Genomic DNA, 25,629 nt, shown 5'->3' with positions numbered 1-25,629 from the left:
GTATTTGTCAATGTTTCATTTATCAGCATACTGATTCTTTCAATATCATATTGTCCCATTCTTCTGTTTTCTGAAGTTTCATGTTTTATAAAATCTATTGTTTGAATGAGATGCTCATATGCATTTCTAAGTGAATCTATTGCGAAAGAAACTTTTGACCGTTGTGCGATATCGAACTGTTTCAGCACAGTCATTTTATTATTTTTGAAGATTCTCATAGAGAGGAAAAAAGCTGAGAATACGAATAATATGGCAATAATCAGCGCAGTTATATTTGGTTTGTCTTTTAATATCTTCATAGCGCTATATGGTTAATGCAAAAAATGTGCCAATTTTTTATTCATTAAATATCGTCAATTATTTCAACAAATAAGTGGTTTTATATTTCATTATTTCGTCAATAAACTAACGGTAGGAAGCAATTCTTCTTAAAAATGACAAAATTATGCTTGATGGGATTATCTTATTGAGCTTGAAAAAAGGGCATAATTATTTAAATTCATTTATAGGAATAAAAAATGAAGTAAGACTATGAGGAGAAGAAAATGGAAAATCTATTCAAGAGAATATTGGTGCCTGTTGATTTTTCTGATGGCTCTATGAATTCCTTTAATCTCGCCGAATTTTTTTCAAAAGATAGAGGTTCAAAAATTATTCTTGTACATATAATTTCTGAGCCCTTGATAACCGATCCCATTCATTCCTCAGAATACTTTACCCCTAAGATTATTGCTGATTTGAAGGAAGAACTTGAAGAAAAGATACAGGAAGAATATGTTGAAAAATCAAATCTAAAAAATGACATCGAGACCGTTGTTCTGCGCGGCTATCCTCCCACGGAGATTATTTCATTGATAGAAAAGACTAACGCTGATTTGGTCGTAATGGGGACCCATGGCAGAAAGGGACTTGCTCATCTTCTTCTTGGAAGCGTTACGGAAAAAGTAATTAGAGCGTCAAAAGTACCTGTCATAACAATGAGAGTTGATACTGTAATAGCTCCTGAATCATATAATATTAAGAAAATTCTCGTACCTTATGATTTTTCACAGCTTTCAGAAAAGTCGCTTCATTTAGCAGAAAGGATTGCCAATTTTTATCATTCAGAGATTGATCTTGTATTTGTGAATCAGCCTATAACATATTATCCATATTATCTAAGCGACTATATTTCTGAGGAAGATGTGCTTGAAAAAATCGATGAAGAGATAAAAGAGAAATTGGAAGCCTTGGCGAATAGAGAAGAAAGTAAGAATATCAAGGTGGATACATTCGTTAAGAGAGGAGAACCATACGAGAAAATTATAGAACTTTCAGAAGAACTTGCGTCAAATTTAATCGTGATGGGGACACATGGACGAAGCGGAATTGCTCATGTAGTAATTGGTTCGGTGGCAGAAAGGGTAATAAGGTCGTCACATATACCTGTTATGACGGTCAGGTTTTGATTTTTTGTAAAGATATTAGATACATTTCATTTGTGTATTTGGATTGCCGCTGATTAATTCAGTCCTCATATATCTAATCTTTCATAAACATTTTCAACTTCCTTTTCAAAATTGAATGGTTTATTGCTCGATAGAGTATCCTTTATGACATTATTTTTTGCGAAGCAAATCTGACGGCGGCAGAAATTAGGAGAAGTAATCCACAAGAAGACAGCATAAAAAAAGGATTGTGAATACGGATTTTCGAATTTACAAAGTATATAGAAAGATTGTTTATGTATGAAACTATATTTAAGAGCATTGTCGCACATTTGAAGAAAAAAACTTTGGAAAAAAGCCAAATCTGTTATATGATTCAATAAACTTCCAATAGAAATAGAAAAAAGGATTCTATGCTTTCACTTGCAGGTATTGAATCGGCAAGAAATCGTTTAGACGGAATAATTGAAAAAAGGAATTTTATCCGTTCAAATGCCCTCTCAGATGCCCTTGGTTTGAAAATATTTTTGAAGCTTGAAAATGTTCAGAAGACAGGTTCATTCAAAATAAGGGGAGCATATAATTTTGTGTCAAAGAATGAAAGTGAACTGATGGGCAAGGGAATCGTAACTGCTTCGGCTGGAAATCATGCGCAGGCAGTTGCTTTTGCCGCAAGCGAATATGGAATTGATTGCGACCTGTATATGCCTCGGAATACACCTCTTGTCAAGGTTGAGTCATGCAAAAACCTTGGTGGAAATGTGCATCTTGAAGGCAGAAGCTATGATGAAGCATACGAATTGGCAAAAAAATATTCTGAAGAAACAGGGAAAAAGTTCATAAATGCATTCAATGATTATGATGTAATCGAGGGGCAAGGCACCATAGGGCTTGAAATCATAGATGAACTCGAAAAGATAGATTATATAGTGGTCCCTGTAGGTGGAGGAGGATTGATTTCCGGTATCTCATATGCAGTGAAGCAGAAAAATCCATCGATAAAAATAATAGGAGTGCAGGCAAGAGAAGCGGCCTCTGCATATCACTCCTTGAAAGAGGGTGCAATTGCCGAAGTGCCCTCTCCAAAAACTATTGCTGATGGCATAGCAGTAAAAAAGGTAGGAGATAAAACCCTTCCTATTATTCAAAAGTATGTAGATGATCTGATTACAGTCGAGGAGGAAGATATTGCGGCGGCTGTTCTGATGTTTATGGAGAAAGCAAAACTTGTGGCAGAAGGCGCAGGTGCTGTGCCTCTGGCGGCGGTCATTTCAGAAAAGATAGACAATATAAGAGGGAATGTTGTCCTTGTTGTCAGCGGTGGAAATATAGATGTCAATCTCATAGAGAGAATCATCCATATGGGGCTATTGAGGACAGGCCGCCTTTTGCGTTTTTATGTCGATGTAGATGATGTTCCCGGTATGCTTTCAGGAATAGCCGGCAGTATCGGTGATTGTGAAGGAAATATTCTTCAGATTTCCCACGAGAGGACAGAGTGGGGACTTCCTGTGAGCAAAACGAGAATCGAAATTACAGTTGAAACAAAAGGTTATGACCACATTGATCAGATTATTGACTGCCTTAAACGAAATGGTTTCAAGCCTTTTTTGAGAAGTTGACTTACATTACTGCGCTTTCCAGCACCTTACAAGATGACCTCTTTCTTTTTCAATCAATTCCGGTTCCTTTTGTCTGCAGTAGCCGTCTGCAATTGGGCATCTCGGATTAAAACGGCACCCCTCGGGTAAAAAAGCAGGATTTGGCACATTTCCCGGTATCGTTTCAAGCCGTTTCTTTCTGCCTGTTTCATTTCCTGAGCGTACCGCTTTAAGAAGTCCTGATGTATAAGGATGAAGAGGATTGTCAAATATGGATAACACATCTGCAGATTCTACTATTTTTCCACCATACATTACGGATACTCTTTGGCAGGTTTCAGCTACCACCCCAAAATCATGTGTAATGAGCATTACGGACATATTGTTTTCTTTTTGCAGTTTGATTATGAGGTCTAAGATTTGTGCTTGAATCGTAACATCGAGTGCAGTTGTTGGTTCGTCTGCAATTAGAAGCGATGGTCCGCAGATAAGCGCCATTGCTATTAAGACACGCTGTCTCATTCCGCCGCTCAACTGATGCGGATATTCTTTTATTCGTAATTCAGGTGCAGGCATACCGACTCTTGAAAGCATATCTATTGCGGCTTCCATTGCTTCCTTCTTCTTTACATTCTTATGCACAACGAGAGCTTCCGCAATTTGGTTGCCAATGGTAAATACGGGATTTAGATATGTCATTGGCTCTTGAAAAATAATAGATATGCGGTTGCCTCTGATTTTTCTGATTTCCTTTTCAGGCAGTGAAAGAATTTCCTTCCCCTCAAATATGATTTTACCGCTTACGATTTTCCCCGGGGGCGATGGGATAAGTTTTAAAATAGAAAATGCAGTTACACTTTTTCCGCATCCTGATTCACCTACTATGCCGTGGATTTCACCTTCATTGATTTTGAATGAAAGTCCGTCAACAGCTTTGATAACCTTGTCATTCTTATAGAAATATGTTTTCAAATCTTCTACATTTAGAAGCGTTTTTTCCACCTCTCTGTTTTCCCTTTCAATTTAATAATGCATAAAACAAAGTTATTGTTTAAGCCCTTTCAGTTATTATAATATAGATTTATATTGTTTATCATTAAATCTGTTATCTTTTCAAGAAACTTAGCAAATTGAAGATATGGGAGATAAGTAAATTTTGGAATATGCGGTAGAAACATACGATATTGTTAAAAATTACCGGGAGCTTAAAAAGTATAGGGATTATTTGACAGCCCCTTTTAGAAAGAAAATCATAACGGCATTGAAGGGGATATCCGTAAAAGTTCGAAAAGGTGAATTATTTGGACTGCTTGGTCCAAACGGGGCCGGAAAAACAACCTTTCTCAAAATTCTTTCCACAGTAGTCCTTCCTACTTCCGGAAAAGCGCTTGTGGCAGGATTCGATGTAGAAAAGGAAGGAATGAAGGTGAGGCGCTCGATCGGTTATGCTATGGGAGATGAAAGGAGCAGTTATTGGCGTCTTACAGGCAGGCAAAACTTAGAGTTTTTTGCTGTGTTGAACAACTTGGAAAAGAGAGAGGCGAAAAAGAAGATTGAGGAAGTTCTTGAATTAACAGGATTATCAAAAGATGCAGACAGGCATTTCAAGGATTATTCAACAGGAATGAAGCAAAAACTTGCCATAGCGCGCGGACTGTTGACAGACCCTGCTGTGCTTTTTTTAGATGAGCCCACAAGAAGTCTTGACCCGACAGCTGCAAAACAGCTTCGTGAATTTATCAAAGAAGAAATCGTCAGAAAAAGGGGTACGACTGTCATTCTTGCTACACACAATTTATCTGAAGCGGAAACCTTGTGTGACAGAATCGCAATCATTGATAAAGGAAAGCTCAAAGCGTGCGGCACTATTGATGAAATAAGAAGGATAATAACAAAGGGGAATAGATACAGAGTAGAGCTTTTCGGCGATGAGGAAGATTTAGTTTCAAGATTAAAGAGTATAAAAGGAATAGATAACCCATCCTTGAAAAATGGCAGTGAAAACAAGGTGTTCTTTTGTGATTTTTATTTGAGTGATGATAAACTTCAGATAAAGGAGATAGTTAAGGAGATGTTGGATAGAGATTTAAATGTGATATCCTTTCATCCTGTTAGCCAAAGCTTGGAAGAGATTTTTTCATCGATAACCGAAGAGGACAAAAATGAATGATTCTCTCTAAACCATTAGCTTTCTTGAAGAAAGATTTTTTGGAGCAGTCAAGTTATAAATTCAATTTTATAACGCAGTTTATAGGAATATTTCTTTCTACGATACTTTTTTATTTTGTTTCGAAACTTGTTGGCACTGCCGCATCACCCTATTTGAAACCCTATGGAGGAGACTACTTTGCCTTTGTCCTCATAGGCATAGCTTTTTCGAGTTATCTTTCAGTTGCCCTTTCAAGTTTTTCAACGGCAATTCAGGGTGCGCAGGTGTCCGGCACCCTCGAAGCATTATTGGTGACTCAAACTTCAATTCCCACAATTATTATATCTTCATCATTATATAGTTTTCTTCTGACTTCTCTCCGTGTTGTCCTATATCTTTTGTTGGGCGCTTTTGTATTTGGCGTGAATATGGATGCAAAGGGAATTCCCATTGCCATTTTAATATTAATGCTTACAACAATTGCTTTTTCAAGTCTTGGAATAATTTCTGCAAGTTTCATTATGGTGTTGAAAAGGGGCGACCCCTTTATGTGGATATTCACAAATGCATCTTGGTTTCTTGGAGGTGTCTATTATCCGGTAGATGTCTTGCCATCATGGCTTCAGAAGTTGTCATATTTCCTGCCAATAACATATGCATTGGAAGGAATGAGACTGGCGCTATTGAAGGGGTATTCAATTTTCCAATTGAAATTTCATATTTTAGCTCTTCTGCTTTTCTGTATTATAATGCTTCCCCTGAGTGTCACTATTTTTATCTTTGCAGTGCAGAAAACTAAAAGAGACGGCAGTCTTACCCATTATTGACCGCCATTTTTCATATTTTTTACTCTTTATTTAACTTAATTTACAAAAAATCCATCAGGTGAAAACATATTTTTTCTAAATATTTCATTGATTTCGTCAACCTATAGAAGGTCAGGATGAAATGAGAAAAAAAATTTGACACTGCGAAAATATGTTACTATATTTGAACAGATATTCATATGAGAATGATTCTCAATATGGTAAAACTTTTAAGGAAAATTTAATGGGGAGAAGAAGGAATGGAAAAAAAATATAATATTTTTTCATTCGGAAAAGCATCTAAAGGATGGACTGCTGTTGCGGTAATAGCGAATCTCATTTTGATTGCAACAACAGTGGTCCTCTTTGACCGAATTGGTTTTATTGTAGACAAAGTTTACAACGGCGAGATTACATCTCTTGGCGATAAACTGTTTCTTTCTGCTGTTTTAGCTATGGTGGCGGCGCTTGTAGTGAAATTTTTCTTTTCATGGGTGGCGAACAAAGCAGTTTACACAATCTCATCAAAGGTAAAAGTTGGCGCCCGTGAGCTGATGTATTCAAAGATAATCGAACTTGAGTTGAGCTACAGAGATGTAAAGAAGACGGGCAGTCTAACTTCCACTGCTGTAGAGGGAGTTGAACAGCTCGAAAATATTTTTGGACTTTGCATACCTCAGGCATTTTTAAGCGTCATAGCTCCAGTTGGATTATATTTCTATGTAAAAAAGATAAATCCATCGATAGCTCTGACACTTCTTCTTCTCGTTGTATTCATTCCGATTAGTTTAATTTTTGTCAGAGCATGGATAAACAGGGTTTCAAAGAAACACTGGTTCTCGTATGAAAATCTGCATGCTTACTACCTCGATTCGCTTCAGGGGATTACGACCTTAAAAACATTTGGCCTTGTTGGAAAAAGAAAGGAAGAAATAGGGACAAAAAGTGAAAATTTCCGCATCAGAACAATGAAGCTTCTCTATTCGAATATAACTTCCACTCTTTCGATGGACATTATTTCAATGTGCGGCACTGCAGTCGGCATTACACTTGCCATAAAATATATGCAGTCCGGGCTTTTAAGCATAGGCAGCGCCGCAGTCATAGTTTTGATTGCCTATGAGTTCTTCCGTCCACTCCGAATTCTTGGCGCTTATACGCATGTTGCTATGCAAGGAATATCTTCATCCAAATCTATTCTCGAGCTTCTCAATAAGGAGCCTGACAGACATGTATTGGCAAGAAGAAAGGGAAAGAAGAAAATCAAAGGTGATAATCTGGATATAAGATTTGAAGATGTTACTTTTTCATATGCAGAAGACAGAAATCCTGTCCTTAAAAATGCAACCTTTGAAATAGAAACAGGAAAAATAACAGCACTCGTAGGTGAGAGTGGTAGCGGAAAATCAACGGTGGCAAACCTAATAGTCAGGTTTTATGAACCCAATTCCGGAAGAATCACTGTTGGAGGAGTACCGCTGAGTGAAATCGATCCTGTTGACATTAGAAATAAAATAGCAATGGTTTCACAGCGCACATATCTTTTCCATGGCTCAATCAGAGAAAATCTCTTGATTGCAAAGCCCGATGCAACAGATGAAGAGCTTCTTGAAGCCTGCAAAGGCGCTGGAATATATGATTTTGTTGTTTCTCTTCCTGAGAAACTCGATGCGTCTTTGGTCGAGCAAGCAAAGAATCTTTCAAGCGGACAGATACAGAGAATTTCAATAGCCCGTGCTCTTCTCAAGAATGCTCCTATTCTCATTCTCGATGAACCTACATCAAATGTTGATTCTGAAAATGAAGAAAAGATACAGGCAACATTGCAGGAGATAGCAAAAACAAAGACGACTCTTGTAATTGCACATCGCTTGAGGACAGTTAGAGATGCCCATAAGATTATGACTCTAAAAGATGGAAAGATAGTTGAAACAGGAACTCACAAGGAGCTCATTGAAAAGAATGGCGTATATGCAAATCTTGTTAGAACTCAGAATAAATATGAACAGCCTGCTATTACAAGCTGAATATTTGCACAATATGAGATGTCAATTTTAAAAAGGAAGGATGATTATGGAAGATAAGAATAAAGAGATGTCAAGAATCAGTATCATTTGGCGGCTTTTTAAAATGATTAAGCCCGTTACAGGCAAGATGCTTTATGCAATTTTCTTTGGCATTTTAAACCATCTGTCAAATATCGCTATCATAACATGGGGCGCTTACCTTATTTCATTGTTCATAATTCCAGACGCAGAGAAGCCGGGAACATTTTCAATTGCTCTCCTTTTTGTCTTTGGGCTGTCAAAGGCTGTCTGTTCTTATCTTGAACAGCTCGGCAACCACGATGTTGCATTCAGGCTGCTTGCCCATCTGAGGACAGAATTTTACAAACAAATTGAGCCACTTGTACCTGCTAAGCTTCTTGACAAAAGAAGCGGTGATGTCATTTCAAGGATTGGCGGAGATTTAGAAATAATCGAGGTATTTTTTGCTCATACGATTTCACCATTCGCTATTGCTTTTGCCGTGTCTTTGGCGGTGCTGATTTTTATGGGTATGTGGTGGTGGGTCTTGCCATTTGTCATTCTTCCTTTTCAGTTCATTCTAGCGGTAGTGATTCCTATTGCATGGGAGAGATATGTCAGGAAAACAGGACAGCAGATTCGTTCCACTTTGGGTGAAACAAACGCTTATCTTACAGATTCGCTTCAGGGATTGGAAACAATACTTCTTTATAATCAGGGAGAAAACCGAAAGAAAGAGATTGTAAAAAGAGGCCATTATCTCAACCAATTGAAGGGAGGTCATTCTTCGAGACAGGGTTGGTTGTTTGGTGTAGTCAACTGTTTGATAATGTTAGCCAATATACTTACTCTGATAGTTTCATTAAAAGGTTATTTTTCCGGCAATTTGAGTCTTCAAGGGGTTATCGTAACAACTACTGCTTCAGTGAGCGCCTTTGTGCCTCTCTTTTCAGTCAGTGTTTTGTCGCATTACTTGACAGAATCCTTCGCTTCAGCAGAGCGGCTTTTCAAGATTATTGATGAAGAGCCGGCAGTTGTTGAGCATCCTGACAGCACGGACGAATTGCCTACGAGATACGATATAGAATTCAAGGATGTCGATTTCAGATATAAGAAGGATGCTCCTCTTGTCTTGAATAAATTCAATTTAACTATACCTCAGGGGCAGTGTATAGCAATTGTTGGTGAAAGCGGTTGTGGGAAGAGCACAATTCTAAAACTTTTGATGCGGTTTTGGGAATATGAATCCGGAGAGATAAAGATTGGCGGCAAGGATATAAGAAAAATTTCTATGCGCTCAATATTTGATTTGATGTCTGTAGTGGCGCCTGATTCACATCTTTTCGATATGTCTATCAAGGAAAATATCGCTCTTGGAAAACCGGATGCCACAGATGAGGAAATTATGGAGGCGGCGAAACAGGCAAGCATACATGATTTTATAATGACGCTTCCCAAAGGCTATAATACCCGCATTGGAGAATTGGGAGATAAATTGTCAGGAGGGGAAAGGCAGAGAATTGTTATAAGCCGAGTGCTTCTTAAAAATCCTCCTATTTTACTATTTGATGAGCCGACATCAAATCTCGATTCATACAACGAAAACGCAATACAGGAAACATTGAATGAAATCACGAAAGATAAAACTGTGATTATTGTTACCCATAGACTTTCACTCCTTGCCAATGTCGATAAGGCATATAGAATGGAAAACGGCAAGCTGACCGAATTCAATATAGAAAATTTCGTAAAAACCCCTTCTTCTTTGCCTGTTTGATCTCTGTAGAGAATTCTTACGGCTAAGGAAGGTTGGGCAGAGAAGATGAATTTTTCTTCTATTGATTGTTTTTTATCAACTGATTCGCTGCTTTCAACCCTTTGATGAGGACATTTTTGAACCTTATGAGATAATATAATGGAAGAAGGGCTTTGTTTTCAATACGGTAATAAGAAACCATATATCTGCTGTCAGGAAAGATATCACCGATTAGAATGCGAATTTTTTTGGTAATTCCTTTGATGTTTTTGATTTCAGCAAGATAGTCTCTCTCTACGAAAACTCTTTGATATTTTATCTGGTCTGTTGGCTCGGGGATAAGTTTATTGAGTTCAAAAGTTTCTATATCATCTCCAATGGCATCATCTATTTCTTTAGGAAGCTCTATCCCAAATAGGGTTTTAACAGTTTTGATTATTGAAAAAACAGATTTTTCAGCGCCGTATTCAGATACAGTGTTGAGAAAATAAGCACAGTCCAAAGTATTCAGGGATTGCTTTAGGAGCATATAGACATCATACCACCAAATCAAGCGTGAGCGCGCCTTTTCAAAGTGTCTCTCACGAAGGTGGAGGCATAGGTAGATGAGATTGTCTTCATCAGACATTGTATATGCATATGCCTCGCCTGTGCTTATCTCTTTTATTCTCTGCCATATTTTATCCATATTCAGCTGAATAGCTTCTGCAATTCCTGATTCACAGACAATCAGCAGATTCCAATGAATGTCGAAGAAGAAGCGGTTTTTCTTGTCGAAGAAATGAAGTTCGCTTTCGTATTTTTCGAATGGCTTATGCCTTTCCATTTCGATTTCCTTATGAATGCGGGATGGGAAAATCTTTTCATGGACATCATAACCCCATCTCTTGAATGCAGCTTTTGCCGCAGGAAAATCAAACCTTTTTACAAGAAGGTCGATATCCTCAATGGGCCTTAATGCAATGTTATTATAAACCGTTTCTCCCAATGCCGCACCTTTGAGAAGAATAGTATCTACACCAGAATCGTTTAAGGTCAAAAGAATCTTGTCCATCTCAGCAAAATAGTTTGTATTTTTTCCTGCTATTCCGTAGTAGTAAGATTCTATTTCTGATAGGAAAGAGTTGTCAACAAACCGTGGTTTTATATCTTTTATATTTTTGTAGATAATTGAAGCGACGCCGTGATATGCGGCTAAATCGACAAGCGCCTCCCAATCGATAGGCATACCTTCTCTTTCAGCTGATTTTACGATGCTTTCAGCTTCATCGATTCTTCCAAGAGTCAGATTAAATATAAGACTGTTGATTTTTTTGTATTTCATTTTTTGAGCAGTGTCATACCTATTTTTTTTGCTTTCTGCCCCACTGGATAAAGGATAAACGAAAAGGGTGAAATTTTAGAAATTATGAAATTTTTAAACTGCGCCAACAAGTTTTCTTCAGACATTTCTTTCCCATTTCGTTCAATAGAGATAATTTTTCCAAGCACCTTTGATTCTGGTACTTCCATATCGTAGTTTGTGCAAGCATCTCCTTTTGTCAAAAAAGTCAGTGGCTTGTTTTCAGAACCTTTGATTTTGATTATTCTGTGGGCAATCATCTTATTATCGTTTGAAGAAAAAAAGATGATGTCTCCTTTTTTCAACTTTTTTGGGTCTATCTTTTTTATCTTAATTATGTCTCTGTCCTTGATGAAGGGGTGCATACTTCCTCCTCTTGCCTCAAATCTTAGAATATGGTTCCTCTTCAAAATTTCCTCTGAAAGTTCCTTGAAGAGTTTGCTTTCAGAATTACCCGTCTCATTGTTTTTTGATTGAGCGGACATAATCTACAACTCCATCATCAGGTGTAAAATACAGTTCAAAACAGGAGACATTTTCGACTACTGCAGAAGCAAAATTGAGAGAAAACTCCATCCCTTCTTTATCCCAATAAGTCGGGAAAGCTCTTGCTATGAATCTTGATACAGCATCGATCTTATTGAGTGGTTTGGCATTATTTTCTTTACCGTGCTTTATGAAAAAAATTCCATCTAAATTAGTTTTTTCAGGGGAATGGATTTTTGCAGTACCGTGCCATGGTGTGCCATAGGCGACATATCTGCTGTTTTCCTTCTTGATGATGACCCTTTCATCGGTAAGCACTGTTACACCATCCTTATTTTTCCAAATAGCAGATATCGTGCTTTTACCAGCTCCGGAAGTTCCTGTAAAAAGCATTCCTCTTCCATTATCTGAGACGCAGGCGGAATGAAGAATGATCCCGTAACCTTTCGAAAGGATAGACAGCATTATTAGTTCATCAAGTGGGTAATTGAGCGGGTTCGGTGATGGACTTTCTTCCGGTAGTGCTGAATTGGAAAGATAGATTTCTCCTTTCCTAAAGCTTTTATCGATTACGGCTATCGAATAGGGAGTTTCAGCGTTTGGCGGAGAATGAAGCGTAAACACAACTTTGTCGTCATCGATCGACGAATATAATTTCCAAACGCTTTCTGAGTCGAAAATGAGTTTCCCAAGTTTTATGTTCGGAAGTTTTCCATAATGAGCAAATAATTTAATATGAGGGGTGCCATCTTCAACTATGAATTTTTTATGGGCTTGGTCGTCAGTGAAAGTGAGATTGGCTGTTTCTGTTTCAACTTCAATTATTATATCTGCTATATTTAATTTTACAGAATCCATTTCAGATAATTTTTTTCACAGATTATTTGTTCTTTTCCCATTCTTGAAAGAATTTTTCAGCTCTAAGGTGAGCAATTTTACAGAGATACTCTACAGGTTTTTCCATATCTCCGCATTCAAGCTCTGCCCATCCGGGACATTGTCCGCACATTGCGACTAAATTACAGGAGATACATTTCGATTTTTTCGTTCTTTTCTTGGATAATACTTTGGGCATCCAGTTATAATAACCGTCCTTGAAATTTCCACTGCGAAGGGAATAGCTTTCAGAGCGTACAAGTATGCAGGGAGTCAAATTGCCGTAAGAATCTATATGAAAAGAATTGATTCCAGCGCCGCATAGAAATAGGGAATCATTGTTTGGAGTACCAAGAAATTTATCGCAAAACTTCTTCCATTCTGCCATTCTTTCCTTGTCGTTGACATCCAATTTGACGACATCTTCTGCTGATATCCTTACTTTTTTGGGCCGCACATTTCCATTTAAAGTCATATTGATGAGAGGGTCGAAACGAAAGGGGAGGTTCAGTTCTTCCGTAGCCCATCTCTTTATTTCATCGAGCTCTGAGATATTGACTGATGTTACGACGGCTTTCAATTTTAAAGAAATATTTCTTTTATGAATTCGTTCCAACCCATTGAGAAATTTTTCATATGACCCCTTTACGGCAGTCATCTTTTCGTAGGTTTCTTTTGTTCGTCCGTAAACAGATATTTCAACGGCAAAAGGGCGCCAATCTGCAAGATAATCTGCTGTTTTTTCGTCAATCAAAGTTCCATTGGTAAAAAGAGTAATTAAGAATCCTTTCTTTTTTGCATAATTGTATATTTCAAAAAAATCCTTTCTTAATAATGGTTCACCTCCTGTCAGCAGAAGCCATAGACATCCCTCTTCTGCAATGGAGTCGAGAATTTTGAAGATTTCCTCTGTAGTCAATTCTCCTCTTTCTTCTTTTTTGGCATTGTCTATCGGAGAGTTGATATAGCAGTGGAGACAGTTGAGATTGCATCTTGATGTTATTTCTATTGAACCGCCAAGAGGTATTCGTGTTTCCTTTGCCTTTTCATGAATTCTTTTGCTGAATTCACTATATTCAGAGATTGGAATATGTATGCAGTCAGCAGTCATTCTAAAATTTTTTAATTAACTTTATCCCGCCTATTTCTTCGAACTTTTTTATAAATTCCCTTAAATCTTCATTTACCTGTTCTTCGGTAGCGTCAAATTCCTCCAGTATTGCGTCTCTAATATCTTTGATCTTTCTTTTACCATCAATCAATTCCCAGATTTTAGCACCAACTTCATTCAGGGTATAAATACTTTCTAAATCTCCAACATTCTTTCTTACAGGTACTAAAATTATTTCATCGGCAATTTTCCTTGCTACAATTGACGTTTCTTTTGCGTAACATCTTTCAAAAAAGTCCATAAAAAACTCCTTTCGTCTTAAATGCAAAATTAAACATTCTTCTTCAATATGCTTCTAAAAAGATTGCCTTTAGAGTATATAAATTATTAAAATTTGCAATCAAGAAACTTTTTAGTTAAGAATAATTGACTTTTGAATGCCATTAAAATATTAACTTCCGACATAAAGGTGATAATAGATATCAACAAAAAGATTTAAGCAAAGGAGACAAAATGTCAATAGAAGGATACATAGATTATCAAAGAAGAGAGTACTGTAAAGACATAAAATGTCCTGTCCAATTAGACCTTGAAGCTCAAAAGGAAGGCACAGAGGAGTATGAAAGGATAAGAAGTATCTGCAAGACCAACTGCAGGCATACAACTTATGAATTCCATCATTGGCTTATTGATAAAGGTTATCTGATTGTAAGGCCTGAAAAATAGACTTTTTTAATTTTGATAATTGATGGAGGAATGATTTTATGGATTGGGGAATGAGAAATCGTTTGTCACAGCTTATCAAATCTGACGGGCATTGTATGTTTTTGCCCATAGACCATGGCTATTTTCAAGGACCAACGACAAAACTTGAAAAACCCGGGGAAACAATCAAGCCGCTTTTGAGATATGCGGATGCACTTTTTGTTACAAGAGGAGTGCTTCGCTCGTGTGTAGTACCTGAAGGAAGCATTCCAATCATTCTTCGTGTGTCAGGCGGGACAAGTATGGTAGGTGAAGATTTGGCAAATGAGGGGATTACTACATCGATCGATGATATCATTCGGCTGAATGCATCTGCTGTTGGCATATCTATCTTTGTAGGCAGTAAATATGAAAAGCAGACGCTATTAAATTTGGCAAATCTCGTAAATGATTGTGAACGCTACGGTATTCCGGTAATGGCAGTTACAGCAGTTGGCAAAGAACTTGAAAAAAGAGACCATCGTTATTTGGGGCTTGCATGCAGAATTGCGGCAGAGCTCGGCGCAAAGGTAGTGAAAACATACTGGTGTGAAAATTTTGATAAGGTAACAGGCGGTTGTCCGGTACCAGTTGTAATGGCAGGGGGACCCAAGGTTGAAACAGAACAGGAAGTTTTCGATTTTGTCTATGACGGTATGCAAAAGGGAGCAATTGGTGTAAATCTCGGACGCAATATATGGCAAAACCCACATCCAGTGGCTATGATCAAAGCTCTGAGGGCTATTATTCACAAAAAAGCTACAGCGAAGGAAGCAGGAGAGTTATTTCAAGAGCTTAAACAGGCTAAATAGATATAAAGTAGATGAAAGCCGCAGTATATTACAATAATAAAGATATCCGTATAGAAGAAATGTCTGTGCCTAAAATTGGCGCAGGCGAATTGCTTGTAAAAATAATAGCGAGTGGTATCTGCGGCAGTGATGTAATGGAGTGGTATAGGATTAAAAAAGCTCCTCTGGTGCTTGGCCATGAAATTGCAGGTGAGGTTGTTGAAGTAGGGGAGGGCGTTGAAAAATTCAAAAAAGGAGATAGAGTTACAGTAGCACATCATGTGCCGTGCAATACTTGCCATTATTGTTTTGAAGGAAATTATTCTCTTTGCGATACACTTCGTTCCACTAATTTTGACCCCGGAGGTTTCTGCGAATATGTGAGAGTACCTTCGATAAATGTAGACCGCGGAACATTTCTTCTTCCGGATGAGGTGACATATGAAGAGGCAACCTTTGCAGAGCCTCTAGCTTGTGTTTTGCGTGGACAACGAATTGCAGGGTTTAAACCTGGAGATAGTGTCTTAGTTATTGGAAGCGGAATTTCAGGACTTTTGCACATTAAATTGGCTAAAGCACTTGGCGCTGGGAGAATAATTGCTACAGATATAAATGAATTCCGAATCGATTCTGCAAAGAAATGTGGAGCAGATGCTGTTTTCAATGCAAAGAATTTTAATGCCGATTTATTGAAAGATGCAAATGGAGGACGCCTTGCTGATTTAGTAATTTTATGCGCAGGCGCTGTACCAGCTTTGAAGCAGGCTTTAAAGAGTGTTGATAGAGGGGGTACGCTTCTTCTATTTGCATTGCCTGAGCCGGGGACAGAGGTAGCGGTGGATTTTTGGAATCTTTGGCGTGATGGAATTACAATAACTTCATCTTATGCGGGGCCGCCGGGTGATACGACAACTGCCATTGAACTTTTAAGGGCAAAGCGAGTTGATGTTAAAGATTTGATTACCCATCGTCTGACGCTTGATGAAACAGCTGAAGGATTCCGTTTGGTAGCTGAGGCTCAGAATTCAATCAAGGTTATAATACTTCCACAGGAATAATTTTCAGCAATACTCTAAAATTCCTCGATACCATAGGCCCATATAGATTGCTGTATCAATCGTCAAAAGAGAAAGTGAGAAAAGTTTGTTTGTTGTTTATGTAAATATGAATTTTATTTCATTTTTGATAATATATTAAGTAGATTTTCAATCAAAGGAGAAAAAAGATGAGCAAATTATTATATCTTCAATCTTCACCACGCCTTGAAAGGTCCTATTCGATAGCAGTAGCAGATGCCTTTGTTGAGGAATATAGAAGAGTAAATCCACAGGATGAGATTGCAGTAGAAAATGTTTTTGCAATGAATTTACCAACCTTTGATTCAATTGAGGTCAATGCAAAATATACAATTATGCATGGGTTGAAACATTCAGCAGATGAAGAAAGGGCTTGGAAGAGAGTAGAAGAGGTTATAACTGAATTTAAATCAGCGGATAAATATGTATTTGCTGTGCCAATGTGGAATTTTGGGATACCCTACAGATTGAAACAATTCTTCGACATAATAATTCAGCCCGGCTATACTTTTTCCTATTCACCTGAGACAGGGTATAAAGGATTGCTCGAAGGGAAAAAACTTTTTATAGTCTATGCCCGTGGGGGAAAGTATCCTGAAGGAAGCGAAAGAGAGGCATTTGATTTGCAGAAAAAATATCTTGAATTAGTTTTTAAATTTATTGGAATAACAGATAGTTATAGTTTAATACTTGAACCAACACTTCAAGAAGGGGCTGAAATTGCTGAAAGAATGAAGGAACAAGCCATAGGGAAGGCAAAAGCAATAGCGAAGACATTTTGATATGTATTATAAAGTTTTAGGTGCATTTTTTTTATTCTTTTCGAAAATCAAGTATTCCCTTTTTGGGTATGCATCACCGAAAGCTGCATCAGTCGAAGAATGCATTGATTATGATATAAGGACGGTGAATCTTTGGCTCTTTTATTTGGCGCTCTATACTCAGCAGAAAGATTATATTAAAGGGAAAACAGTGCTTGAACTCGCCCCCGGGGCAGGGTTGGGCACGGGGATAAGTTTATTGGCTAAAGGTGTTGAGAAATATTACAGTATTGACATCAAAAATTTGGCTCGAGATGTATCACCAAATTTGTATGATGAGTTTCTAAATTATCTTGAAAGAAACAATAAGGATTCAAATATTGACTTTATTTATGAAGAGCTTGAAAAATTTAAATCAGGAGAACAATGTAGAATAAAATATATTTGCCGTGATGATTTCGATATAGAGGATTCCTTTGAGGAAGAGAGCATTGATATTGTATTCAGTTATGCGGCATTTGAACATTTCGATGACATTGAAAAAACGATCGAGCAGTTGTCTGTTGTATGCAAACCGGGCGCTGTTTTTATAGCTCAGGTAGATTTGCAGACACACTCGAGATGGATACGAGATAGAGACCCAAACAATATTTATAGGTTCAGTGAAAAATTCTATAATCTATTATATTTTCGGGGGATTCCAAACAGAGTAAGACCTTATCGATATAGGGAGATTTTAGAGAAATGCGGATGGAAAGATGTAACGATAGCGCCCTTGACTAAGCTCGATGGAAGATTTAAAGAAAAGAAAAACTACTTAGTGCATAAGTTTCGTAACCCAAAAAACCAAATGAATGTGCTTTCAATTATGATTTGTGCCAAGAAGAGATGAGAAAGAACAGAATTATTCTTTGCGGAATTATGAAAGAGTTCTATACTTTTTACTGAGTCCATTAGAAGAAAAAGTTTTCACTCTCCTTTATAATGAACTCTTATGGCTGGTAAATGGCTTGTCGTTAGAAAGAGCAAGCGTTTTCTTTAAAAGTAAACTTATGATTCAAGTTATTTATAATTCTGCTTATGCGCCGTACTTCAAAAGTTTTCCTGCATTTGCAAGCGCTAACGGCATAATATCGACTGCCTGAATTACTCCCAGCCCTCCCTTTGCGCACTCTTTTTCATTGAAATGTTCAACACTATCAGGTCGGCAGAATTTCCCTTTAATCAAAACAGGCAAGGGATGCCAGCTATGAGATTTCATCATTGCAGGTGTAGAATGGTCTCCTGTCAAAACTACTACATCAAAATTCAGCTCGAGGATTTCAGGAAGTTTTTTGTCCACTTCCTCCAATGCTTCAATTTTACCTTCAAAATTTCCATCTTCACCTTTTGCATCAGTCTTTTTTATATGAAAGTAGAAGAAATCATATTTGTCATAATATTTATGAAGGGCTTTTATTTCCCCCTCAAAAGTGTCGCCTGTATCGACTACATCCATTCCCAAAAGGCGGACAATACCTTTATACATCGGGTAGGTGGCAATAGCCGCAGGGGTGAGCTTATATATGTCCTGCATTTGTGGAAATCCATGGTATCCTGAAGCACCGCGAAGCATTATGAAATTTGCAGGAGACTTGTCTTTCATAATTTCTGCGGCTTTTTCTATAAATTTATTTGCAAGCTCCGCTGTGTATTTGCTCTCTTCATCGAGAGCTATTGCCGGTTTTGGTTTTAACCCTTCCTTTTGAGGATCGGTATCTGCAATATTGCCTGCAAGGTTTTTACCTCTGAATACAAGAGCGCCTCGATGCTCTTTAACAGCCATAACAAAAGTTTCAATGCCCGGAATTTCGATCTTTTCATCGAGTTCTTCACATATCTTTTTTGATTTTTCCGTTGGTATCCTTCCTGCCCGCCTGTCTGTAATAATTCCATTTTCATCAACAGTCGCCATATTTATTCTAAAGGCAACATCGCCTGGCTGAAGGGGAAAATTGACTCCAAGGGCTTCGAGGACTCCCCTTCCAACATTGTATTTGAAGGGGTCATAGCCAAAAAGAGAAAGGTGGCCGGGACCACTTCCGGGTGTGATACCATGAGATACTGGGACCGACAAACCACATACTGATTCAGAGGCAAGTTTGTTTATATTGGGAATATTTGCACTTTCGAGCTCAGATTTTCCTGTCGTTGGATTTTGCAAACCTCCGAGACCATCGAGAATTAGAAATAAAATCTTTGATTCAGTTTTTGTGGAAATCGATTTCATTACATCAAAAGGTACCATTTATTTATCCTCCAATTATTTCATCAATAGGATTTTTATGATATTTTTTTAATCGATAATAAACTTCAATTCTTATAATCATTTCTTGTGTTGAAGTAAACATTTAAAAGTTGAAGGGAAGCAGTATTGAAAGATTTTGTCTATCCATTTTTTTTACCACGACGAATAATTATTGGCGAAAGCAAGTATGCGACAATTGAAATATTGAGATGAAGTGATTTATCCTTTTTTGCGATGGGATAGAATGATGCCGAGAGTAGCAAGGCAGGATATAATCATAAATATAAATTCAGGTATTTCAACTCCCCGTATTATTTTTCCCTGATGTGCCCATCTGGCAATGTTTTCAGCAAGGACATAAACCGCTGCAAAAAGGAAATTTGATAAGAAAGCGAATATTTTTTTTACTGTGGAGAAGGGGAAGGAATGAACAAAGAGGAAATACCAGACAATTATGAAGAAAATTGTATAAGACCAAATGAGGGGATTATAAAAAGGTGCTCTGAGAAAATAATGATTGATTATGTAAAAACTTGCGCTAAGGAGAAGAGCTAATGAATATCGCCAGCCCTGATGCTCATATTTCAGAAGCTTTCGCCACATCCATACCAAGAATATGTATGCAATCCAGCTTCCAAATGCAAGTTCGTAAAAATCTACAAGTCCTTTCCAAGATTCATTATACATAATCGATTTCAATAAAATAAAAAAACGGCAGGATAGACATCCTGCCGTTTTCAAAATTGGTTAAGGCATTAAAGTGTTCAATATCTTTCTTGCTCTTTCAGCACCAAGCACTTTTGTAAGAGGTCCTTCACCGGGGTCATTGTATCTATATGTTTCTCTAATATTTTTTCTTCTTTGTTTTACAAGTTTCATATAATCTGAATTTGGGTCTTTCCTTTCTGCTTTTTTCCAAAGTTCAATCCATTTTTTCAAATATTCCTGTGAACATTTGAAAAATTCCTGAACATATTTTCCATTTTCAACCTGTTTTATGTGGCCTGTAAGCATATAGGGTGATTGGAAGGCTCGTACCCAATAAAAAACATTTGGTTGAAGTCCCGGAATGCGGCAATACTTTTTATAAAGCTCTTCTAATGGCTCATAAAGATATGTTTTCAGGTATTCTGCATTTCTGCCGGGGTCGTCTGCAGGGATAAAATCTATTATACCATGAAGATGGTCTTCTGATTCATCCCAGTCTGATGAAAATGTTGGTAAATCATAATCTTCTGCAGGACATATGACAGTGCCGCCAGCCATCATTCCGCCATAAAAATTCATTTTTGAAATAGTGATCTTTTCTATTTTGTCTGCCTTATAGCATCTGAGGAAACAATCTTCATTGCCTATTTTGAAATTATTGAGATCGCTTAAATCCATTCCTTCAAATTCAAAAACCTGTACAGGATTGAGCTCCTGTAGGAGTTCCCACATTGGTCCATTGTAATCGGTAAATTGAAATTTTTCTGACATTTTCCAATATCTCCTTTTCTACTCGTGTTCTTTTACAATTCCTGTTTCATCAAGTCCGTCAATGGAAATTGCTTCTTCCGGACATGCACGAAGGCACATTCCACATTCAAGACAAATCATATTGTTTACCATTTTGCATTGCCCGTCTATTATTTCGAGAATTTTCATTGGGCAGGCATCTATACACGCACCACAACCGGTGCAAAGCATTTCATCGACATGAAATCCTGTAGGTTTGCCTTCAGTTTCGACTTTGTTATCCATTTCTTTCCACTCCTTCAAATGATTCATTTATTTTTTTGTCAACATCGGTTCAAGAACATTCAGCGCCATCGGAAGAAAGGCTTTAGGTGTTGTCTCCTTTACCACTTTCATAAAGTTTTCTTCTGTAATTGGATTTCCTTCTCCAATAATCTTTATAATTGACTCATCGAGCTGTTTCTTTGTTTGCTCTCTAAAAGGTTTCGGCGAAAGCTCAAGCATTGTTTCATACATAGCTTTTGTGTTTTCAGTGAAATTGAATTCTGCCATTTTTAATCCTTCCCTTTTAATTGTTAACTTTTTAACTTTTGTTTCTTTTACTCTTTCGTTTTTTCCCTTTTGTCTATCATTTCATTAACAGAAATTTTCTATTATTTCAATATTTGTTCAATCATTCATATGAACAAAAAGTATAAATCGTTCAACCTTCAATGATAAAAAAAATCGTAAATTAATTATTTAGGAGATGTAAATTATTTTTAAATTTATTTTTTTTGGCTTCAGAATATTCGTTTATAGACGTGCGCCTCCAGAAACTTCAATCGTTTGTCCTGTTATAAAAGATGATTCGTCTGATGCAAGAAAAAGGGCGCAATTTGCAACATCAATGGGCTGTCCAACCCTTCCCAAAGGATAGCGGAATTCACAATCTGCTTTCAATGCTTCCCATTCTTCTTTTGATATTTGTGATTTTATGCTTTCAGTTTCAATCAGTGCAGGCGCTATTGCGTTTACATTTACATTATAGGGCCCCAAATAAGCTGCACATGAGCGAGTAAATCCTTCTATCCCTGCTTTCGTTGCTGAATAAATAAGTTGAATGGCATTTCCACGCCTTGAAATGGAGGACATATTTATAATCTTGCCGTATCTTCTTTCCATCATTCCTTTTGCAGCTTCTCTTGTGCAGATGAAAAATGAAACCAAATTCAAGTTGATGCATTTATTCCAGTTTTCTGCGCAAATTTCATCCAATCCCTTCATAATGTCAAAATCATATCCCACATTATTGACGAGAATATCTATCTGCCCATATGTTTCTATGCTTTTGTTTATCATATCTATGAGCTCATTTTCTATAAATGCATCAGCGCGGATAAAGGTTGCTTCACCACCTTTGGACTTGATTCTTTCAACGATTTTATTCCCACCTTCTTCATTGATGTCAGTCAAAACTACTTTTGCTCCTTCTTCTGCAAATCTTTCTGATATCGCTCCTCCTATAGCGCCAGCCGCGCCTGTTACTACTGCAGTTTTGTCTTTCAATCTCATTTTTATACTCCTATAAGTTATATTCAATATATCTATTTGGTGAATGATATGGAAATTTCGAAGTATGATTAAAAAAATTTTTTTGAAAAATCAAGACATTTGTTCATATGATTAAATATTCAAATAATTTTTGGTCTTATCTAAGTTATTTCTGTTGTGACTTTTCTTTCTTCTCTTTTTTTGTCTTTGATTTTTTCTTGAGCCCTTTTTGAGCCAATGCTTCAGTTTTTGAGCATATCTCATCGGCTATTTCTGATGCTGTGGTATATGTCTCAAGAATAGATTTGAGTTTTCTGTTTTTCTTTTTCAATGTTTCATCACCTTGAAGCTCTAATGCTTTTTCAAGTTGCCCATCAGCTTGCTCAAGTTTCTTTTGCGCTTTTGTTTTAAGTTTTTCGAAATATTTTGAGACAAGCTCATTTGCTCTACTTGATTTACCCAGTATTTTATTGGCAATCTCTTTAACGCAGGTGTCTTTTATGGCAGCGATACTTGCTTTTGCTTTCTCTTTTGCTTTTTCTATCTCATCTGAAAGAGATTGAATATTGGCTTCTAACTTTTCCTTCTTTTTGGGACCTTCCTCTTTTATTTCGAGAAACTTCTTTCGTGCCAAACTGTAAAGCTGTTCTGCTTTTTCCAACTGCTGCTTCTTCATTTTTTTCTCTGCTTTCTTCATCAGTGATAGTGCCTTCTTGTATTTTGCGGGGAAAAAGTTATAATTTCCTGATTTTGCAACTTCTTCCTTTGCGGCTTCAGCAGACTTTTTTATTTTTTCTGTGCCTGTATCACAGGCAAAAAGTAATGGAAGACAAAGAGCGACAATCAACAGGTTTTGTAGTTTAAGTTTTTTAGCAAAAAGAATCATCTCATCCCTCCACAAAGAATTAAAAGTGAGTAATATTATGACTTTTCAGGCTCAATATGCACAGATATATGAGTCCCTTCACCAAAAGCGCCTCGCAGTTTGTTTTCTACTGCAGTTGCAATATTGTGGGCATCTTTAATGTTTAAATCTTCTCTAACTTCGATGTGAATGTCAATAGCAATGTTATTACCCACTCTTCTCGTCTTCAATTTGTGCGAGCTTTCAACGCCTAAAACATTTTCAGTAATTTGAACAATCTTGTTTTCTGCTTCTTTGTCAAGTGAAGTTTCAAGAAGCTCTTTCAACCCCTTGATGACGATTTCGATGCCTACTTTTAGAATTAGTATGCTTACTACAATAGCAGCTGCAGGGTCAAGGATATGCCATCTATCTCCAAGCATTATCGCGCCGCCTATTCCAAGCATTGCGCCCACAGAGGATAAGCTGTCAGAGCGCTGATGCCAAGCATTGGCAATTATTGCCTGACTGTTTATTTTTTTCCCCACAGAAATGGTATAGCGATAAAGAATCTCTTTTGAGATTATGGAAATTATTGCGGCATAAAAGGCAATCCAACCCGGTCTTTCAATTGGTGTACCGTTAAAAAAATCATAGATACTCTTGCCGCCATTCCACATTATACCTGCGCCAACGCCGATTAGGATTATTCCTACAATCGTTGCTGTCAATGTTTCAAATTTTCCATGACCATAATCATGTGATTCGTCCGGCGGTTTGCCGACAAATCTAAAACCGAAGAGGACAATTACATCTGTCCCCAAATCTGAAAGTGAATGGATCCCATCAGCAATCATTGCTTCGCTTTTCCCAATGATTCCTGCAAATAATTTGAAAAGCATCAGGACAGAGTTTACGGCAAATCCTATCCAAGTAATTTTAGTGGCTTTTTCTGCTCTATCTTGAATGTCATGCATTATTTTTCATATTCCCAGTTAACGTATTTAATAGGTAATGACTTTTTCCTTTGAATATGGAATACGAAATTTCAAATATACTATTTATAACAATAATGCAAGATAATAAATAATTATGTTTTTTATTGTATTATTTTAACATTGAGTCTCATTCTCAATCCAATTTAGAATAATCGATGCATACCTTTGCCAATCTCTCTCCAGCATCATATCGTGAGTCATATTTTCAAACACTTTGCAGTCTTTGGCGCCAAGGTCTTTTGCCTTCATCTCATTAAGGCGATGTTTGGTGGGAGAGAATGTTTTTCCGAGAATATAAAGAGGACATTTAATTCTTTCCTTATTCACTTCAATTTTTCCGGTGAAAACATCTACGAGAATAGTGCCTGATTCTTCCTGCACGAGAGAGAGATATCTTTCCATCTCGTCTTTGCCTGTGAGATTTTCATCAAAGAAGTTTTGAGCGGCTTTTTCCTTACTCAATGTAAATCTATAATCATCTGATATTTCAAAATTGCTTTCTATTCCTTCTCTTGTCATTATCTTGTCAAGGCCAGCATCTAAAAATATTTTCCTATAAGGTGCACCGTCGAGAAGCACTGCCAATTTCGTTTCATTTCTTTCAGCAAAAATCAATGAGATGAGAGCGCCCATACTATGTCCTACCAATATAGGAAGTTTTGTAAATAGCTTTTTTGCTGTCTTTTCACAATCTTCAACTGCATCAATGATGCTTCTTTTCCCTAACATTTTGTCAGGTTTTGAAAGATAATGTCCCTTCCAATTGACAGCATAAGTATTGTATCCAAGGCGAGCGAAAAATTTTTGAAAATGGTGATAACACCAAGAGCCATGAAAGGCGCCATGAATGAATAGTATAGGATTTTCTTTTGTAATTTCCTCAGGATAATATCTTTCAACAGTGATTTCATCTATTTCCTCAAGATGGTGATAGATTGCATCAAAACCTTCTCCAGAATCTTTTCTTGATAAGATAATCCTAAAACCTTTGCCCAAGGTTGAATCCATATAGGTAAAATCCGAAGGAATGATTTCAATGATTTTAAGGAAATTCTGCAAGCCATTCTCTTCTATGACCGATTTTTTGAGCCCATATTCTTCTGCGAGGTTGAGAAAAATTTCATCTTTTGCTGTTATGACATTTGCTTTTCCTTCTCCTTGCAGCCCCTTTGATGTGCCGAAGCTTGTATATTTATCAGCAATGGCAAAGGATACTCTTTTGTTTGCATTCAGGTTTTCAAATTTTTTACCTTCCTCGCTTACAATAAGAAAATTCCCGTTGCGGTATTTGTAAACAAGCGGTGTAGCTCTTGGTGTATCATTTCTGCTAGTTGCTAAGATTAGAGTGGTATTTTCTTTAATATAGGACTCTACGATTTCAAAGGCACTTTTCTTTTCATTTCTTTCCATTTTTAAAACCTTTCTTTATTTTTATTTGTGAATGACAATCTATAACATATGTCGCTCTTTCCAAATATATTTTAATATAGAGTCTTCGATAAGAGAATCACACTTTTGCTCCTTCAATCTATCCTCTCCCACTGTGTCATTCTCAG

The 25,629-nt window shown here is 37.1% G+C and carries 28 protein-coding genes; 11 read left to right on the top strand and 17 right to left on the bottom strand.

Annotated elements, in window-relative coordinates:
- On the bottom strand, window positions 1-299 hold a 299-nt coding region (locus D6734_09335; protein ID RMF93804.1), incomplete at its 3' end, for a hypothetical protein.
- Between the two features lie 246 nt (window positions 300-545).
- On the opposite strand from D6734_09335, the gene D6734_09330 reads away from it, so the two are divergent.
- On the top strand, window positions 546-1,448 hold the full coding sequence (locus D6734_09330) for a universal stress protein (protein RMF93803.1): 903 nt from the start codon (window positions 546-548) through the stop codon (window positions 1,446-1,448).
- Window positions 1,449-1,513: 65 nt separating this feature from the next.
- On the opposite strand, the gene D6734_09325 is transcribed toward D6734_09330, so the two are convergent.
- Window positions 1,514-1,807, bottom strand: coding sequence for a hypothetical protein (locus tag D6734_09325; GenBank protein ID RMF93802.1), 294 nt, complete (start codon window positions 1,805-1,807; stop codon window positions 1,514-1,516).
- Window positions 1,808-1,840: 33 nt separating this feature from the next.
- Between D6734_09325 and D6734_09320 the strand changes: the two genes are divergently transcribed.
- Window positions 1,841-3,049 (top strand): threonine ammonia-lyase, encoded by a 1,209-nt coding sequence (locus D6734_09320; GenBank protein RMF93801.1) that lies wholly within the window; start codon window positions 1,841-1,843, stop codon window positions 3,047-3,049.
- A 6-nt stretch (window positions 3,050-3,055) separates the two neighbouring features.
- Here the strand turns inward: D6734_09320 and D6734_09315 are convergent, their stop codons facing one another.
- A complete protein-coding gene (locus D6734_09315) occupies window positions 3,056-4,030 on the bottom strand; it encodes an ABC transporter ATP-binding protein (protein RMF93800.1) in 975 nt (324 codons plus the stop codon).
- Window positions 4,031-4,184: 154 nt separating this feature from the next.
- Between D6734_09315 and D6734_09310 the strand changes: the two genes are divergently transcribed.
- From D6734_09310 to cydC, 4 genes are all read left to right on the top strand, one after another.
- The gene (locus D6734_09310) at window positions 4,185-5,198 is read left to right on the top strand and encodes an ABC transporter ATP-binding protein (GenBank protein RMF93799.1); all 1,014 of its coding nucleotides are present in this window, start codon (window positions 4,185-4,187) and stop codon (window positions 5,196-5,198) included.
- Window positions 5,195-6,004, top strand: coding sequence for an ABC transporter permease (locus D6734_09305; GenBank protein RMF93798.1), 810 nt, complete (start codon window positions 5,195-5,197; stop codon window positions 6,002-6,004). Before D6734_09310 ends, D6734_09305 begins: the two co-directional genes overlap by 4 nt.
- 239 nt (window positions 6,005-6,243) lie before the next feature.
- A complete protein-coding gene (locus tag D6734_09300; protein RMF93797.1) occupies window positions 6,244-8,010 on the top strand; it encodes an ABC transporter ATP-binding protein/permease in 1,767 nt (588 codons plus the stop codon).
- A 40-nt stretch (window positions 8,011-8,050) separates the two neighbouring features.
- Window positions 8,051-9,787, top strand: coding sequence for a thiol reductant ABC exporter subunit CydC (gene cydC, locus D6734_09295; protein ID RMF93796.1), 1,737 nt, complete (start codon window positions 8,051-8,053; stop codon window positions 9,785-9,787).
- Between the two features lie 58 nt (window positions 9,788-9,845).
- Here cydC and D6734_09290 read toward each other — a convergent pair whose 3' ends face one another.
- From D6734_09290 to D6734_09270, 5 genes are read right to left on the bottom strand one after another with little or no spacing between them, the layout of a single operon-like run.
- Complete coding sequence (locus tag D6734_09290) at window positions 9,846-11,090, bottom strand: hypothetical protein (protein ID RMF93795.1); 1,245 nt, start codon at window positions 11,088-11,090, stop codon at window positions 9,846-9,848.
- Window positions 11,087-11,593, bottom strand: coding sequence for a signal peptidase I (locus D6734_09285; protein ID RMF93794.1), 507 nt, complete (start codon window positions 11,591-11,593; stop codon window positions 11,087-11,089). Before D6734_09285 ends, D6734_09290 begins: the two co-directional genes overlap by 4 nt.
- Complete coding sequence (locus tag D6734_09280) at window positions 11,568-12,452, bottom strand: hypothetical protein (GenBank protein ID RMF93793.1); 885 nt, start codon at window positions 12,450-12,452, stop codon at window positions 11,568-11,570. Before D6734_09280 ends, D6734_09285 begins: the two co-directional genes overlap by 26 nt.
- Window positions 12,453-12,474: 22 nt before the next feature.
- Window positions 12,475-13,581: a radical SAM protein gene (locus D6734_09275; GenBank protein RMF93792.1), complete on the bottom strand. Its 1,107-nt coding sequence runs from the start codon at window positions 13,579-13,581 to the stop codon at window positions 12,475-12,477.
- A 1-nt stretch (window position 13,582) separates the two neighbouring features.
- On the bottom strand, window positions 13,583-13,882 hold the full coding sequence (locus D6734_09270; protein ID RMF93791.1) for a PqqD family protein: 300 nt from the start codon (window positions 13,880-13,882) through the stop codon (window positions 13,583-13,585).
- A gap of 212 nt (window positions 13,883-14,094) precedes the next feature.
- Here D6734_09270 and D6734_09265 point away from each other — a divergent pair, with 212 nt between their 5' ends.
- The 5 genes from D6734_09265 to D6734_09245 all read left to right on the top strand — a co-directional run bounded on the left by D6734_09265 (window position 14,095) and on the right by D6734_09245 (window position 17,845).
- On the top strand, window positions 14,095-14,307 hold the full coding sequence (locus D6734_09265; protein ID RMF93790.1) for a hypothetical protein: 213 nt from the start codon (window positions 14,095-14,097) through the stop codon (window positions 14,305-14,307).
- A gap of 38 nt (window positions 14,308-14,345) precedes the next feature.
- On the top strand, window positions 14,346-15,137 hold the full coding sequence (locus D6734_09260; protein RMF93789.1) for a 3-hydroxy-5-phosphonooxypentane-2,4-dione thiolase: 792 nt from the start codon (window positions 14,346-14,348) through the stop codon (window positions 15,135-15,137).
- A gap of 11 nt (window positions 15,138-15,148) precedes the next feature.
- On the top strand, window positions 15,149-16,174 hold the full coding sequence (locus D6734_09255; GenBank protein ID RMF93788.1) for an alcohol dehydrogenase: 1,026 nt from the start codon (window positions 15,149-15,151) through the stop codon (window positions 16,172-16,174).
- Between the two features lie 167 nt (window positions 16,175-16,341).
- Complete coding sequence (locus tag D6734_09250) at window positions 16,342-16,974, top strand: FMN-dependent NADH-azoreductase (protein RMF93787.1); 633 nt, start codon at window positions 16,342-16,344, stop codon at window positions 16,972-16,974.
- Window position 16,975: 1 nt separating this feature from the next.
- Entirely contained in the window at window positions 16,976-17,845 is an 870-nt protein-coding gene (locus D6734_09245; protein ID RMF93786.1) for a class I SAM-dependent methyltransferase, read from the top strand.
- Window positions 17,846-18,031: 186 nt separating this feature from the next.
- Here D6734_09245 and D6734_09240 read toward each other — a convergent pair whose 3' ends face one another.
- The 9 genes from D6734_09240 to D6734_09200 all read right to left on the bottom strand — a co-directional run bounded on the left by D6734_09240 (window position 18,032) and on the right by D6734_09200 (window position 25,483).
- Entirely contained in the window at window positions 18,032-19,240 is a 1,209-nt protein-coding gene (locus D6734_09240) for a 2,3-bisphosphoglycerate-independent phosphoglycerate mutase (protein ID RMF93785.1), read from the bottom strand.
- Window positions 19,241-19,459: 219 nt separating this feature from the next.
- Window positions 19,460-19,927, bottom strand: a complete 468-nt coding sequence (locus D6734_09235) for a hypothetical protein (protein RMF93784.1) — start codon at window positions 19,925-19,927, stop codon at window positions 19,460-19,462.
- 60 nt (window positions 19,928-19,987) lie between these two features.
- Window positions 19,988-20,719, bottom strand: a complete 732-nt coding sequence (locus D6734_09230) for a hypothetical protein (protein ID RMF93783.1) — start codon at window positions 20,717-20,719, stop codon at window positions 19,988-19,990.
- A gap of 18 nt (window positions 20,720-20,737) precedes the next feature.
- Window positions 20,738-21,010, bottom strand: coding sequence for a 4Fe-4S dicluster domain-containing protein (locus D6734_09225; protein RMF93782.1), 273 nt, complete (start codon window positions 21,008-21,010; stop codon window positions 20,738-20,740).
- Entirely contained in the window at window positions 21,011-21,250 is a 240-nt protein-coding gene (locus tag D6734_09220) for a hypothetical protein (protein RMF93781.1), read from the bottom strand.
- Between the two features lie 243 nt (window positions 21,251-21,493).
- Entirely contained in the window at window positions 21,494-22,252 is a 759-nt protein-coding gene (locus D6734_09215) for an SDR family oxidoreductase (GenBank protein RMF93780.1), read from the bottom strand.
- 145 nt (window positions 22,253-22,397) lie between these two features.
- Complete coding sequence (locus tag D6734_09210; protein ID RMF93779.1) at window positions 22,398-23,117, bottom strand: hypothetical protein; 720 nt, start codon at window positions 23,115-23,117, stop codon at window positions 22,398-22,400.
- Window positions 23,118-23,152: 35 nt separating this feature from the next.
- Window positions 23,153-24,052, bottom strand: a complete 900-nt coding sequence (locus D6734_09205) for a cation transporter (protein RMF93778.1) — start codon at window positions 24,050-24,052, stop codon at window positions 23,153-23,155.
- A 135-nt stretch (window positions 24,053-24,187) separates the two neighbouring features.
- Complete coding sequence (locus D6734_09200) at window positions 24,188-25,483, bottom strand: alpha/beta fold hydrolase (protein ID RMF93777.1); 1,296 nt, start codon at window positions 25,481-25,483, stop codon at window positions 24,188-24,190.
- Window positions 25,484-25,629 lie beyond the last annotated feature (146 nt).

It is taken from the genome of Candidatus Schekmanbacteria bacterium (assembly GCA_003695725.1).
Classification (GTDB): Bacteria; Schekmanbacteria; GWA2-38-11; order GWA2-38-11; family J061; genus J061.
Note: the sequence above shows the minus strand (reverse complement) of the source record. Positions and strands in the feature narration are given on the sequence as shown.